Genomic DNA, 13,810 nt, shown 5'->3' on the forward strand with positions numbered 1-13,810 from the left:
GCGTGTGCTCCGTCAGGCCTGGTGCTCCCGGCGCATGCCCTCGTTCACGGTCTCCTCGCCGAGAGCGCCGCGATGGGCCTTATCGAGCTCCTCGCTGTAGCGGCGCAGGAGGTGGCTCTCGGTCAGGAGCCCCAGGACCTTGCGGTTCTGTCCATTGTCCACCACCGCGAGCTCTTCGCTCTGAGTCTGGTCGAAGATGCTCGCCGCCTCCTTCACGTTCATGGCCGGGACCAGCATGTCGTCCCGGTAGCGCAGGAGGGACGCGATGTTGTCGCCCGCATCGGCCTCCAGGCCGGACCCGTAGGCCTCAGGGACGAGGATGATGCCCGCATAGCGGCCTGCCTCGTCGGCGGCCACGACCCGCTGCGCGGAGCCGAGCGGGAACTTCCGACGGAATTCCGTCAGGGTTGCGGGGATCTGGATGGTCTTGACGTCGCGCCGCATCATCCGCCCGACGGTCAGGCTGCGCAGCCAGCCCACGTCCTGCGCGCTGCGGATGGTCTCGCCGCGCAGGTGCAGGCGCCATGTGGAGAAGGAATAGCCGAAGGTCTGGCGCACCACGATGGCGGCCATGATCGAGGCCGTGAGCACGATCCCGCTGATGGCGAGATCGCCCGTCGTCTCGAGGGCCAGGAACGTGATGGTCAGCGGCCCGCCGACAATGCCGACCGCGAGCGACGCCATGCCGACAATGGCGGAGACCACCGGGTCCACCGCAAGCGGCATGATCGGCCCGGCCACGATGGCGAAGATCTTGCCAAGGAGCACCCCGAGGAGAAGGGACGCGAAGAACAGGCCGCCGCGGAAACCCGAGCCGAGGGAGATCGCCGAGGCCGCAACCTTGGCGGCGAAGAGCAGCGCCAGCATCCAGAGGCCGAGCCCGCTCTCCAACTGGATGTGAAGCGCCCCGTGACCGGCCGACAGGGCCTGCGGGACGAAGAGCCCGATTCCTCCGACCGCCAGCCCTCCGATGGCAGGCCGGAAGATCGGCGGGCAGCGCGTGGCCACGAAGGCCCGCTCGACCAGAGTCACGAGCCGCATGATCCCGACCGACACGCCGCCCGCCACCAGCCCGAGCAGGAGGAACGGGAAGTAATCCCCGGCCGTCAGCTCCGGCACGGGCGGCACGTCGATGAGATTCGGGGCCGTCTGGAGCACATGGCCGACCAGGACGGCCGCGAGCGTGGCGGCCATGACGGGCGCGACGGTCGCGATGGAATAGACGCCGATGATCAGTTCGAAGCCGTAGAACGCGCCGGTGAACGGCGCATTGAACGCGCACGCGATGGCGCCGGCTGCACCGCACCCTACGAGGACGCGCACGTCGCTCCGGCGCAGGTTCAGGCGCCGCGCGGCCCAGGAGGCGATGCCGGATCCCATCTGCGTGTAGCCGGCCTCCAGGCCCACCGAGGCGCCGAACCCATTGGACAGGATGGTCTGAATGCCCACGATCGCGCTGTCGCTCAAGGACAGGCGGCCCCCATGGAGGGCGTTGGCCTCGATCGGGTCCACGAGGTGGGTCGACCGGTAGCGGGAGACGAGCCAGGCGCTCAAGCCTACCAATGCTCCGCCGAGGGCCGGGATGAGGGCATGGCGCGGCTCGATGGACGAGAGCGCGCTCAGGCTTTCGTCCAGGGTGATCTCGAAGAGCAGGCTGTGCAGCAGCCGCACGATGAAGCCCATGGCCGAGACGATGACGCCCGAGACCGCCCCGACCACGGCCGCCAGCATGACGAACGGCACCTCGCGCCGCCGGATCAGGGCCTGGAGGCGTGGGTGATTCAACAGACGGTCGGGGGAAAAGGCTTTCACAACGAAACCACGGAACAATTGGCCCGTGGTTTGTCATGGCCCCCAGGGGGTGTCAAAGGTTTATGTGGCCTACCGGTTAAGGTAACGGTCCGTCAGTTCCTGGGTCCTGATCTTCGTCTTCTGCAGGTCGCAGGCAAGCGTCGCCGGACCCATACCGGTGCCCTGGAACCACTCGTAGCCGACCGGCTCGCCGCAATCCGCATCGCGGAACGCCACCCAGGCCCGCTGGGCCTTCTGAAGGGCCTGCTTCCAGTTGCGGCGCTGCTCGGCGGACATGTCGCCGCTCTTGTCGATGGCAGCCAGCGCCTTCTTGTAGACGCCGTTGAGTTCCCCGTCGGCGGCCTTCAGGGCTTTGTCCAGGCAGGCGCTCTGAGCGTAGGTGGAGGTCTCCGAGTCGCAGGGCGTGGCGGGGGCGCTCTGGGCGAATGCGCCCGAGGTCGGAATCGCGATGGCCAGGACAATGCCTGCGAGAAGGGCGGACGGATATTTCATGAAAGGGTTCCACCGTCTGGTGTTTGGGAACGGGCTCTGCGAAAATAATCCGGATCTTGAGGGAGACGCCAGATGAATCGCGCTTGCCTGCGCCCTATCCTGCACCTGTGTGTCGCCCTGGCCTCCCTCGGCGCGGGCGCAGGATTGCCGGCCAAGGCGCAGCCCGCCCCCGCCGCGCGAACCCCGGACCCTGCGGCGACCGAGGCTGCGCGGGGCGCCTTCGAGGCCCTGCCCGAAGCGGAAAGGCGGGCGATCCAGGAGAGCCTGATCTGGAGCGGCGACTATAGCGGCGTGGCGGACGGCACCTTCGGGCGCCAGACCTTCGAAGCGATCGCGGCGTTCCAAAGGCGGGCCGGCAGGCCGGCGACAGGCATTCCGAGCGCGGCCGACCGAACGGCTCTTCAGGCCGGGCTGAAGAGCGCCGTTTCCGCCGCGGGCTTCGAAACCCTTATGGATGCGCGCACGGGCGTGCGGATCGGCGTGCCGTCGCGCCTCCTCGTCAGGCAGGGCGACAATCCCAACGGAGGAAGCCGCTGGCAGAGCCCGGATGGGAAGATCACCCTCGACACCCGCGTCGCCCCCGCGGACGCGACGCTGGCCTCCCTCTACGAGCGCAACCTCGCCATCAAGACGCCCGGCCGCGCCGTCACCTACAAGGTGCTGCGGCCCGACTTCTTCGTGATCGCCGGAGAGACGCCGACCGGCAAGTTCTACACGCGCTACGCGGACGGTCCGGGGGGCATCCGGGCCTTCTCGATCGGCTACGATAAATCCGTTGCAGCCCAAACCGACCGTCTGGTGGTCGCCATCGCCAATTCGTTCGTGCCTTTCCCGGAATCCTCACCGGCCGCACCGGCCCCGACCGTTGCGCAGTCCGCGCCTGTCCCGAGGGCCGCACCCGGCGGCGGATCGGCGCCTTTCGGCACCGGCCTCGCAGTGGGCACACGGCAGGTCCTCACGGCCGCGCCGGTGGACCGGTGCAAGGAGGTGCGCGTCGGCGACGTGAAGGTGCAGCAGGTCAAGGGCAGCGGCCCCTTCCTGCTGGAAACCGTACAGGACCTGAACGCCAAGCCCGCCCAGCTTTCCACAGCCTCATCCTCGGACGACGGCGCGCCGGTTCTGGTGCTCGCTTTCGGAAACGACGGCGAGGGGCTCCGGCTCAATGCCGTCGCGGGAACGCGCTCGGGCAAAGCCGCGCTCGCAGCTCCGCTCCAGCCCGGCGCGAGCGGCGCGCCCGTCTTCGACGGAACGGGTGCGCTCACCGGATTCGTGGGCGCCCTGCCGGCCAATCCGCGCAAGGTGGCCGGGATCGTGCCGAGCACCCTCTACCCGGTCGTCCCCGCACCAGAAGCCATTAAGATCTTCCCCAGCCTCGCGGCGGGCGGGGCGAGACCGGCAGCACCGATGAGCGCCGCCGATCTCGTGAGCACGATGCGGGCCTCCGCAGTCGCGTTGGCCTGCACGCCCTGACGGGAGCCTTACTCCGCCGCCTGCCCGGCCCGCTCCGTGGCGCCGAACTCCAGACCCTGGTGGTCGCAGAGGCGCCGGTAGAGCCCCTGCCGGCGGTAGAGGGCCTGATGGGTGCCCTCCTCGACGATCCGCCCCTTGTCGAAGACCAGGATGCGATCCAGCGCCCGGACGGTGGAGAGCCGGTGGGCAATGACGATGGAGGTTCGGCCTTCCATGAGCCGCTCCATCGCCTGCTGGATCAGCACCTCCGATTCCGAGTCGAGCGCGGAGGTCGCCTCGTCCAGGATCAGGATCGGCGCATCCGCCAGGAAGGCCCGCGCGATGGCGACCCTCTGGCGCTCGCCGCCCGAGAGCTTCACGCCGCGCTCGCCCACGAGGGTTCCGTAGCCCTTGGGCAGGCGCTCGATGAAGTCGTGCGCATTGGCGAGCCGCGCCGCCCGCTCGATCTCGGCCATCGTGGCGCCGGGGCGCGCATAGGCGATGTTCTCGGCGAGCGTCCTGTGGAACAGGATCGGCTCCTGCTGCACGATGGCGATCTGCGACCGTAGCGACGCCTGACGCACCGCCGCGATGTCCTGACCGTCAATCAGGATGCGCCCGTCCGACACGTCGTAGAGCCGCTGCACGAGCTTGACGAGCGTCGTCTTGCCCGAGCCGGACGGACCGACGAGCCCGACCCGCTCGCCCGCGCGGACCGTGAGCGACAGGTCCCGATAGAGCGGCGTCGCGTGGCCCGCATAGTGGAAGTCCACGTGGTCGAAGACGATCTCGCCTCTCTCGATGCGGATCGCAGGCGCCGCCGGACGATCCTTGATCCCGATGGGCTCGTCGTAGATCGACACCAGCTCCTCCATGTCGTTCACGGACCGGCGCAGGTTGTTGATGTGCATGCCCACATCGCGCAGGTAGCCGTGGATGACGAAGTAGGTCGTCAGTACATAGGCGAGATCGCCGGGCGAGGCGCGGTTCTCCCACCAGAGCCAAACCGCCGTGCCGATGATGGCCGCGCGGATAATGAGGAGCGCCACGAGCTGCGTCGTGCCGCTGTTCGTGCCGCGCTGCCAGACCCGCCGGGTGCGGTTCTCCCACTTGTCCAGCACGCCCTTCAGCCGCGAATCCTCTCGGATCTCCGCGCCGAACGCCTTCACGACCGCGTTGCAGCTCAGGGCATCGGCCAGGGTGCCGCCCATCCGCGTGTCCCAGGCATTCGCCAGCCGCGCCGCAGGCGCCACGTAGAGGGTGGACAGGAGCGCCGTCATGGCGATGTAAGTCACCGTGCCGATGGCGATCACCAGCCCCATGACGGGCCAGTGCAGCCCGAGGACGACCATGGAGCCGATCAGCACCACGAGCGATGGCAGGAGCGCGAGCAGGAGCGTGTCGTGCAGGAGATCGAGCGCCCACATGCCGCGGGTGATCTTGCGCACAATGGAGCCGGCGAAGCTGTTGGCGTGCCAGTCGGTCGAGAATCGCTGCACCCGCGCGAAGGCATCCTGCGCAACGCGCGACATGACCCGCAGCGTCATCTCGACGATGCCGTAGAAAGCCAGATGGCGCAGGAGGACCATCACGAGGCCGAGCCCCGTCATGACGATGAAGGCGCTCAGCGCGCCGGACAACGCGGCGTCCCGGTCGCTCGCCCCGAGCGAGATGGCGTCGACGAGGCGGCCCGCGAAGACCGGCATGAACACGTCCGCGAGCGTCGCGGCCATCATGGTGACGACGATGAGGAGAACGTATTTCGGTTCGCGGCGCCAATGCCGGAACGTGAAACTCAAAACGTCGCGGGTCGCGTCCCCGCGTCTCTTCTGCTGACTCATGGGATGATCGGTCCGCACGGGGCGGACCTCTCCTGAAATTGGCGGAACGGCGGATGTGGCGGCGCTCGGACGCCGCGGCTCGCGTTCACGAAATCGACGAAAGGAGGTTTTCTATCGGGCTCTCGGAGCCCGGAGCGTTCGACCTAAAGTCCGAACACGGGAGGAACATTGCGCAAGCGTGCGACAACTGCCATGCAATCCTCCCTCATCAAGAAATGAACCTGATGAAGACGTACCGGATATTGTCGCTCCTGGCAACGGCCGCAGGGATATTTTCAGGTTTTTCGTGCTCAGAACTTCATCAAAAGATGTGATCCGACAGATCACTCGGAATCGTGGTGCGCCGTTTCCTCACACGGGAGCGAGCTGCCGATGAGGCGGCGCCGGAAGCTCCACGCGGATCGCATCACCCGGCCGAATCTCGCCGCCCTCTAGAACAATGCCCATGATCCCCGCCTTGCGGACGAGCTTGCCGTCCGGGTCCCGGTCGAGCACGGCCGCCATCATGCCCTTTTGAAAACGGTCGATCTGGACGCACGGATTGCGCAGGCCCGTCACCTCCACGAGCGCCTCAGGGCCGAGGCGAAGCCGTGTGCCGGCCGGCAAGGACAGGAGATCGATTCCCCGCGTGGTAACGTTCTCGCCCATTTCTCCGGCCAGGACGCGAAAGCCCTTCAGGCGCAGTTCGTCGTGAAGCTCCGCATGAATCAGGTGGACCTGCCGGAGGTTCGGCTGCGTCGGGTCCTTTGCGACCCGCGAGCGGTGGCGGACGGTCTCGCCCGCATGGGCATCCCCTTCGACACCGAGCCCGGCGAGGAGGCGGATACGGTCCCGCTTCGTCTTGCTGAAGGCGTGCGTCGGATGGCTGCTGACCGCCTCGACGATGGGATCCATCACGCAACTCCCACGATGCCGACCGTCAGACGACCGTGAGGTCAACCACCTGCATGCCCCGGTCGCGCAGGCGGTCCGAGAGAATGCGGCGATGACAGATAGCGGGATCGCGCTCGAAGCACAGGAGGCAGACCGGCTGCTGCTGCGCAAGGTCGGCCAGCTGCTCGAAGGCCTCCTCGGCCTCCGGCGTGGTGAGGACCTCTTCGCAATAGATCCGCTTCATCATGGCGGCGTCGCCGGCGCGGGCGGCCTGGCGCCCCTCCTTTGGGGTACCGAGACGGATGAAGTGGTCGTAGCCGATCTCCCGTTGGGACAAGGCCTCCCGCAGCGCGGATTTCGAAAAGCCGCGCTTGCGCGACAGGGCCACGGCCCGCACGTCGGCAAGCACGGCGACGCCCGCATCCTGCAGGGTGGTGAGGAAGCGGTCGAGATCCGCTCCCTCATAGCCGATGGTGAAGAGCCGAGGTTTCTTCATGCGCCCAGGGTTACATGGACGGCATCGGCCGTCCAGGGCTTTGGGGCTGCTTGTAGGGACGCAGGGCATCGGGGATGCGCATGTCCCGCGGCGCCTGGAAATCTCTTGCGGCACCGCGCATCCTCTGGGGCGGCTGCGGCAGGCCGCTGCGGTCGCTGTAATCGACGGCTCGTCCGCGCGGTTGCGTTTCCTGCCCCGTCAATGCATTGGCACAGGCCACATCGAGGACGGTCGCGCCCGCCACGGCCCCGAAGGCCACCGCAACCCGGTCGCGATGCGCCCGCGGATCGCGCAGGGCGTTGCCGAGCGTTGCGAGATCGAGCGCATCGCCGGCGACACGCCCCCAGATCCAGGGTGTCGGATCCCGCTGCGAGAGGATGCCGATTCCGGTGGCGATCTCGCGCATGCCGTAGGCCCGGATGAGACGCTCGTGATCCTCCATGCCGAGCCAGCGCGCCATGCTCCTGGCACCCAGCACTTCGGCGGCGCCGAGCGCGAGGCTGAACCAGCCAAGCCCACGGGCCATCGTCTCTGCGGAGGCCGGCGAGCGGCGGCGGGAACGATCGTATCGGTGCTGAGCCATGGGGAAACCTCACTGGGGCTTGAGGACGACCTTGACGCAGCCGTCCTTCTTGTCGCGGAACGTTTCGTACATCTGCGGCCCCTCTTCGAGGCCGACCGTGTGGGTGATCACGAAGGAGGGATCGATCTGCCCCTCCTGGATCCGCCGCAGCAGATCGTCGGTCCACCGGTTCACGTGGGTCTGGCCGGTGCGGACCGTGAGGCCCTTGTTCATGAGGGCGCCGAACGGGATCTTGTCGAGGAGCCCGCCATAGACGCCCGGCACGGACAGGACGCCCGCAGGACGGCAGACATAGATCATCTCCCGCAGCACGTGCGGCCGGTCGGATTCGAGCATGACGGCCTGCTTGGCGCGGTCGAGGATCGTGTCCGGATGCGTCAGGGACACATGCGCCTCCATGCCGACCGCATCGATGCACTTTTCAGGGCCTTTGCCGCTCGTCAGCTCGTTGAGGCGTTCGATGACGCTCTCTTCCTGGAAATTGATGGTGATCGCGCCGCCTGCCCGCGCCATGCTCAGGCGCTCGGGAACGCAGTCGATGGCGATCACCTGCCGGGCCCCGAGCAGGAGGGCACTGCGGATCGCCATCTGGCCGACCGGTCCCGCACCCCAGATGGCGACCGTGTCGGTCGGCTCGATGTCGCACTGGACGGCCGCCTGCCATCCGGTGGGGAAGATATCGCTCAGGAACAGGACCTTCTCGTCCGGAATGCCGTCGGGGATCTTCACATGGGTCGTGTCCGCATAGGGCACGCGCAGGTATTCTGCCTGTCCGCCCGCATAGCCGCCGGTGAGATGGGTATAGCCGAACAGCCCCGCCGTCGTATGGCCGAAGGCCTTGGCGGCGAGATTGGCGTTACGGTTGGTGCGCTCGCAGACTGAAAAATTACCGCGCCGGCACTGGTCGCACTCCCCGCAGATGATCGTGAAAGGAATCACGACCCGGTCGCCGACCTTCAGATTCTTGACGGACGATCCGACCTCGACCACCTCGCCCATGGTCTCGTGGCCCATGATGTCGCCCTTTTCCATGCCGGGCATGAAATGGTCGTAGAGGTGCAGGTCGGATCCGCAGATGGCGCAGCTCGTCACCTTGATGATTGCGTCGCGGGCCTCCTCGATCTCCGGATCGGGAACCGACTCGCAGCGAATGTCTCCCTTCCCGTACCAGCGAAGCGCTTTCATTCCCGTCTCCCGTAAACGCGCAAGGACCGGCCGGGCGTCGGCCGGGTAACGCTAAGGAAGACTTTCTGGGAATCGTTGCGTTCCCTCGCGACCCGAAATTTCCGTCCCGGCCAGAGAGGGGATCAGGGCTCACAGATGAGCCGGCAGTCCACGGATGAGCTCGGCCAGCGCCGGCTCCAGGACCCGGTAGGCCGCATCCTCCACGTCGAACCACTGGGCGTCGCGCTGGCCCTTCTCGCGCCAGGTCTTGAGCTGCTTGGAGACTTCGAGCGGGTAAACCTCGACCCGGCACAGGTCGAAATGCTCGGTCCGGCGCTTCCAGTACTCGTAATGCCCGATGGGCTTGTTCTGGATGGAGCCCTTGACGCCCGCCTCCTCGACAGCCTCCTGGGCGGCCGCCTTGTGCGGCTTCTTGCCCTTCATGGGCCAGCCCTTGGGAATGAGCCACCGCTTGGTCTCCCGCGAGGTGACGAGAAGCACCTCGACCTTCCCGTCCTTGATCCGGAACGGAAGGGCCGCGACCTGGCACAGTTCGCCGTTGGGAAGACTGATGGCTTTTTTGGGCATTCTCTGCTGAAAGAGGCTCTCTTGAGGTGAGGGCTCAAATCTGATTGATTTGAGCCGGCTAATCAACAACCAAACCGCAAAGTTCCGAACCTGTTTCGGGACGAGCGGTTCCAGACCGTACGACAACCCAAATGAATGCCCGGCAACGGCCGGCCGGGCCCGGTCCCGGGGCGGATACTCAACCATGCAAGACGATCTGAACACGCGTTTCGAAGCGGCCTGCGCGGTCGCGCGGGAAGCCGGAGCCCTGGCGCGCCGGCGTTTCCTCGAACGGCCCCGCTCGCAGCGCGCCGACATGAAGGGTCCGCAGGACTTCCTCACGGCCACGGATTCCGAGGTGGAGGAGCTCATCAGGAGCCGCCTCCTGGCGCTTTTCCCGCAGGATTCCTTCTTCGGCGAGGAGGGCGGCGGCTCCTTCGAGCGGGATGTCTGGGTGGTGGACCCCATCGACGGAACGGCGAATTTCGCCCGCGGCATCCCGCATTTCGCCGTCTCCATCGCATTCCTTCGGGACGAACGGGTCGAGATCGGCATCGTTCTCGACGTGATGCACGACGAACTCTACACGGCCCGGCGCGGTGGCGGCGCGGCCCTGAACAGCAAGCCCATCCATGTGAGCGGGCTCGCCGATCTCCGCCAGGCCACCGTGGAGGCCGGTTGGTCCGCCCGGATGCCGTCCGAGCCTTATCTGGCCATGGTGGAGCGCCTGAAGCAGGCCGGCGCCAACGTGCGCCGCGGCGGCTCCGGGACCCTCGGGATCGTGTATGTGGCGGACGGCCGGATCGACGCCTATTGCGAACTCCACATCAATGCCTGGGACGTCCTGGCCGGGCTCCTGATCGTCGAGGAAGCCGGAGGCGTGACCAACGACTTCCTGGCCGGCGACGGGCTCCGCACGGGGAACCCGGTGCTCGCCTGCACGCCGGAGCTCGCCGGCCCCGTCACGGCCGCCACGGGCATCCGCATCGGCAAAGCGGCGGCCTGATGCCCGCTCCCGGGCCTCTTTTCCACAGGCAAAGGGGCTTTTTCGCTTGCGGGACCGGGCTTTCGCCCGATCCCTCGAAAGACGCATTCAAGGGTCTTGACCGGCAGGCCTATTGATTGGAGCTTAGCCGACCAAGAAAAACAAAATACCATCCACGTGGGAGGATCCAAGTGAAACTGAAGAAGACCTTCATTGCGGCCACGATGCTGGCCGGCACCACCGCGGCCCTGTCGTTCCTGTCGGCCGCTTCGGCCCAGGCCCAGGGCGCGCTCGTGATGTATTGCGGCGTGCAGGAAGAATGGTGCCGGGCCATGACGACCGCCTTCGAGCGGGAGACGGGCATCAAGGTTTCGATGACCCGCAAGAGCTCGGGCGAGATCTACGCCCAGGTCAAGGCGGAGTCCGCCAATCCCCGCGCCGACATCTGGTGGGGCGGCACGGGCGACCCGCACATGCAGGCCGCCGAGGAAGGCCTCACGGTCGAGTACAAGTCGCCCAAGCTCGGCGAGCTTCAGGACTGGGCGGTGCGCCAGTGGGAGCAGTCCAAGAACCGCACGGTCGGCATCTATTCGGGCGCGCTCGGCTTCGGCTACAACACCGAGCTCATCAAGTCGAAGGGCGTCGCCGAGCCGAAATGCTGGGCCGATCTGCTCAATCCCAAGCTGAAGGACGAGGTCCAGATGGCGGACCCGAACTCCTCCGGCACGGCCTATACGCTGCTGGCCACCATCGTCCAGATCATGGGCGAGGATAAGGGCTTCGACTATCTCAAGTCCCTGCACAAGAACATCAACCAGTACACCAAGTCCGGCGCCGCTCCGGCCAAGGCCATGGCGCTCGGCGAGACCACGGTCGGCATCGCGTTCATGCACGACATCGTGACCATGGTGGTGGACAAGGCTCCCGTGAAGGTCGTCGCCCCCTGCGAGGGCACGGGCTACGAGATCGGCTCCATGTCGATCATCAAGGGCGCCAAGAACATGGACAGCGCCAAGAAGTTCTACGACTGGGCGCTGACCCCCGCGGCGCAGAAGCTCGGCGCGGAGGCCAAGTCCTACCAGGTGCCGTCGAACAAGAGCACGCCGGTTCCGCCGCAGGCTCCGAAGCTCGAAGAAATCAAGCTGATCAACTTCGACTTCGCGAAGTACGGTTCCTCGGAGGAGCGCAAGCGTCTCCTGTCCAAGTGGGACAACGAGGTGAAAAACCTGCCGAAATAGTCGGCCCGGTCTTCCGTTCGGCGAGGCCCGCAAGGCCTCGCCGCTTTTTTGTCATTGGTGAACACCCCTGGAGGACGGCCTCGGCGCCCCTCCAAGGATTCGTGCGAGGATGGATATGTCGCGGGCAACCCTCGGCTGGATCGTCCTGGGCTGGATCGGTTACGCGCTCCTGCCCTGGTATGGCTTCGATCGCGCTGCTTCCGTCGGCTGGACGGATGCTCTTGTGGGCGGATCGGGCCTGGTGCTCGGCCTGAAGGGCGCATGGTGGCTCCTGCCGGTCATCGCCCCGCTGCTCATGCTGCTGCGCCCCGCCATGCGGCCCGACCCGGCCTCCCTGGCCGACTGGCTGACCGGGGCGGGCATCCTCGGCCTTCTCCTCATCCTGCTGCAGGGCTTCTCCATCGGCCTCAACGGCTGGACTTACGACTTCCTCAAGTCGCTCTTCGGCGAGCCCGGCCCGCATCAGGCCGGCATGGGCTACGGCGCCGCGCTCACGGCCACGGCCTTCCTCATCCTGCTCTGCCACGGGCTTGCGGCCCGGGGCTGGTGCCGGGGCGATGCCTTCGTGACCTCGTCCATCGGCGTGGTCATCGCCCTCATCATCGTGTTCGTGTTCTTCCCCGTCACGACCATCCTGGCCAGTGCCTTCGCGGACGATGCGGGCCATTTCGCCCCCCTGGTCTTTCTGGAAAAGTTTGTGGACCGGTCGATCTGGGGCCTCGACTGCCTGACCGGCGACCTGCGCTGCGGCGTTGCCTGGAACACCCTCTTCCTCGGCATCCTCGTGGCCTTCGGCACCACCGCGCTCGGCCTCGCCTTTGCGCTGATCGCCACGCGCACGAGCTTCCGCTTCAAGAAGCTGCTGCGCGTCATGAGCGTCCTGCCCATCATCACGCCGCCCTTCGTGATCGGCCTTGCGCTGATCCTGCTCTTCGGCCGCTCGGGCGCCCTCTCGGCTGTTCTCTACGACTGGTTCGGCATTCCGCGCTCCCGCTGGATCTACGGCCTGCCCGGCGTCTTCATCTCCCAGCTCCTGGCCTTCACGCCGATCGCCTTCCTGGTGCTGATCGGGGTGGTCCAGGGCATCAGCCCCACCCTCGAGGAAGCCTCCCAGACCCTGCGCGCGAAGAGCTGGACGACCTTCCTCACGGTCACCCTCCCGCTCATGCGTCCAGGCCTCGCCAACGCATTCCTGCTCGGCTTCGTGGAAAGCCTCGCCGATTTCGGCAATCCCCTCGTCCTCGGCGGAAACTACGAGGTGTTGTCCACCAAGATCTTCTTCGCGGTGGTCGGCGCGCAGCAGGACCAGGGACGCGCAGCGGTTCTATCGATCATCCTGCTCGGATTCACGCTCGGCGCCTTCTGGCTCCAGCACGCCTGGCTCGGCAAAAAGGTCTACACCACGGTCACTGGCAAGGGCGATGCGGGCATTCCGCTGCCGCTGCCGCGCCGGGTCGCCCTTGCGTCCTATCTCACGGCGATCCCCTGGGCCGTGTTCACCCTCGTGGTCTACGTGATCATCTTCGTCGGCGGCTTCGTGCGCTCCATGGGCCGCGACTACACGCCCACCCTCGACCATTTCCTCACGGCCTTCCGGGTCGAGCAGGCCGAGTGGGGCCTGTACTTCTCGGGCTCCGCCTGGGATTCCTTCTTCGCCACCGTGAAGGTCGCGGCGCTCTCGGCTCCGCTGACCGCGGCCATCGGCCTGCTCACCGCCTATCTCCTCACGCGCCAGCGCTTCTCGGGCCAGCGCGCCTTCGAGTTCGGCACGCTCCTGAGCTTCGCCATTCCGGGCACGGTCGTCGGCGTATCCTACATCCTGGCCTTCAACGTGCCGCCCATCGAAATCACCGGCACGGGCTTCATCCTGGTGATGTGCTTCGTGTTCCGTAACATGCCGGTGGGCGTGCGCTCCGGCATCGCGACCCTGAGCCAGATCGACAAGAGCCTCGACGAGGCCTCCCTGACGCTGGGCGCCCGGTCGGCCACCACCATGCGCCGGATCGTGCTGCCGCTGCTCCGCCCCGCCATCGTAGCCTCGCTGGTCTATTCCTTCGTGCGCGCGATGACCGCGGTCAGCGCCGTCATCTTCCTCGTCACGGCGGAGTACAACATGGCCACGACCTATATCGTCGGCCGCGTCGAGGCGGGCGAGTTCGGCCTTGCCATCGCGTATTCGACGGTGCTCATCTTCGTGATGCTCCTGGCGATCGTCGCCATCCAGTTCGCCGTCGGCGAGCGGCGCCTGGGTCGCCGCAGCGCCGGCACCAACACTGCTCCCATCGCCATCCAGGCTGCGCCATGAACCAG

At 66.8% G+C, this 13,810-nt stretch carries 12 protein-coding genes; 4 read left to right on the forward strand and 8 right to left on the reverse strand.

The genetic code is table 11. The annotated features are described in order from the left end of the window. Positions 1 to 12 precede the first annotated feature (12 nt). On the reverse strand, positions 13 to 1,731 hold the full coding sequence (locus tag C4E04_RS16425; RefSeq protein WP_109601216.1) for a chloride channel protein: 1,719 nt from the start codon (positions 1,729 to 1,731) through the stop codon (positions 13 to 15). A gap of 150 nt (positions 1,732 to 1,881) precedes the next feature. Further along, positions 1,882 to 2,304, reverse strand: a complete 423-nt coding sequence (locus tag C4E04_RS16430; RefSeq protein ID WP_109599087.1) for a lysozyme inhibitor LprI family protein — start codon at positions 2,302 to 2,304, stop codon at positions 1,882 to 1,884. Between the two features lie 72 nt (positions 2,305 to 2,376). Here C4E04_RS16430 and C4E04_RS16435 point away from each other — a divergent pair, with 72 nt between their 5' ends. Beyond that, a complete protein-coding gene (locus C4E04_RS16435; RefSeq protein WP_109599089.1) occupies positions 2,377 to 3,774 on the forward strand; it encodes a peptidoglycan-binding protein in 1,398 nt (465 codons plus the stop codon). Positions 3,775 to 3,782: 8 nt separating this feature from the next. Here C4E04_RS16435 and C4E04_RS16440 read toward each other — a convergent pair whose 3' ends face one another. The 6 genes from C4E04_RS16440 to C4E04_RS16470 all read right to left on the reverse strand — a co-directional run bounded on the left by C4E04_RS16440 (position 3,783) and on the right by C4E04_RS16470 (position 9,298). Further along, positions 3,783 to 5,594, reverse strand: a complete 1,812-nt coding sequence (locus tag C4E04_RS16440) for an ABC transporter ATP-binding protein (protein WP_109599091.1) — start codon at positions 5,592 to 5,594, stop codon at positions 3,783 to 3,785. A 351-nt stretch (positions 5,595 to 5,945) separates the two neighbouring features. Continuing rightward, entirely contained in the window at positions 5,946 to 6,488 is a 543-nt protein-coding gene (locus C4E04_RS16450) for an MOSC domain-containing protein (RefSeq protein ID WP_109599096.1), read from the reverse strand. A 25-nt stretch (positions 6,489 to 6,513) separates the two neighbouring features. Then, positions 6,514 to 6,963 (reverse strand): DUF488 family protein, encoded by a 450-nt coding sequence (locus tag C4E04_RS16455; protein WP_109599098.1) that lies wholly within the window; start codon positions 6,961 to 6,963, stop codon positions 6,514 to 6,516. 10 nt (positions 6,964 to 6,973) lie between these two features. Then, complete coding sequence (locus tag C4E04_RS16460) at positions 6,974 to 7,546, reverse strand: cyclase dehydrase (protein WP_109599100.1); 573 nt, start codon at positions 7,544 to 7,546, stop codon at positions 6,974 to 6,976. Positions 7,547 to 7,555: 9 nt separating this feature from the next. Then, positions 7,556 to 8,731 (reverse strand): zinc-dependent alcohol dehydrogenase, encoded by a 1,176-nt coding sequence (locus C4E04_RS16465; protein ID WP_109599102.1) that lies wholly within the window; start codon positions 8,729 to 8,731, stop codon positions 7,556 to 7,558. A 129-nt stretch (positions 8,732 to 8,860) separates the two neighbouring features. After that, on the reverse strand, positions 8,861 to 9,298 hold the full coding sequence (locus C4E04_RS16470; RefSeq protein WP_109599104.1) for an NUDIX hydrolase: 438 nt from the start codon (positions 9,296 to 9,298) through the stop codon (positions 8,861 to 8,863). A gap of 184 nt (positions 9,299 to 9,482) precedes the next feature. Here C4E04_RS16470 and C4E04_RS16475 point away from each other — a divergent pair, with 184 nt between their 5' ends. From C4E04_RS16475 to C4E04_RS16485, 3 genes are all read left to right on the forward strand, one after another. Next, positions 9,483 to 10,283, forward strand: coding sequence for an inositol monophosphatase family protein (locus C4E04_RS16475; protein WP_109599106.1), 801 nt, complete (start codon positions 9,483 to 9,485; stop codon positions 10,281 to 10,283). 203 nt (positions 10,284 to 10,486) lie between these two features. Further along, positions 10,487 to 11,500 (forward strand): ABC transporter substrate-binding protein, encoded by a 1,014-nt coding sequence (locus tag C4E04_RS16480; RefSeq protein WP_109601218.1) that lies wholly within the window; start codon positions 10,487 to 10,489, stop codon positions 11,498 to 11,500. 115 nt (positions 11,501 to 11,615) lie between these two features. Continuing rightward, positions 11,616 to 13,805: an iron ABC transporter permease gene (locus C4E04_RS16485; RefSeq protein WP_109599108.1), complete on the forward strand. Its 2,190-nt coding sequence runs from the start codon at positions 11,616 to 11,618 to the stop codon at positions 13,803 to 13,805. Positions 13,806 to 13,810: the final 5 nt, after the last annotated feature.

The sequence above is a fragment of the Microvirga sp. 17 mud 1-3 genome, from assembly GCF_003151255.1.
GTDB lineage: Bacteria > Pseudomonadota > Alphaproteobacteria > Rhizobiales > Beijerinckiaceae > Microvirga.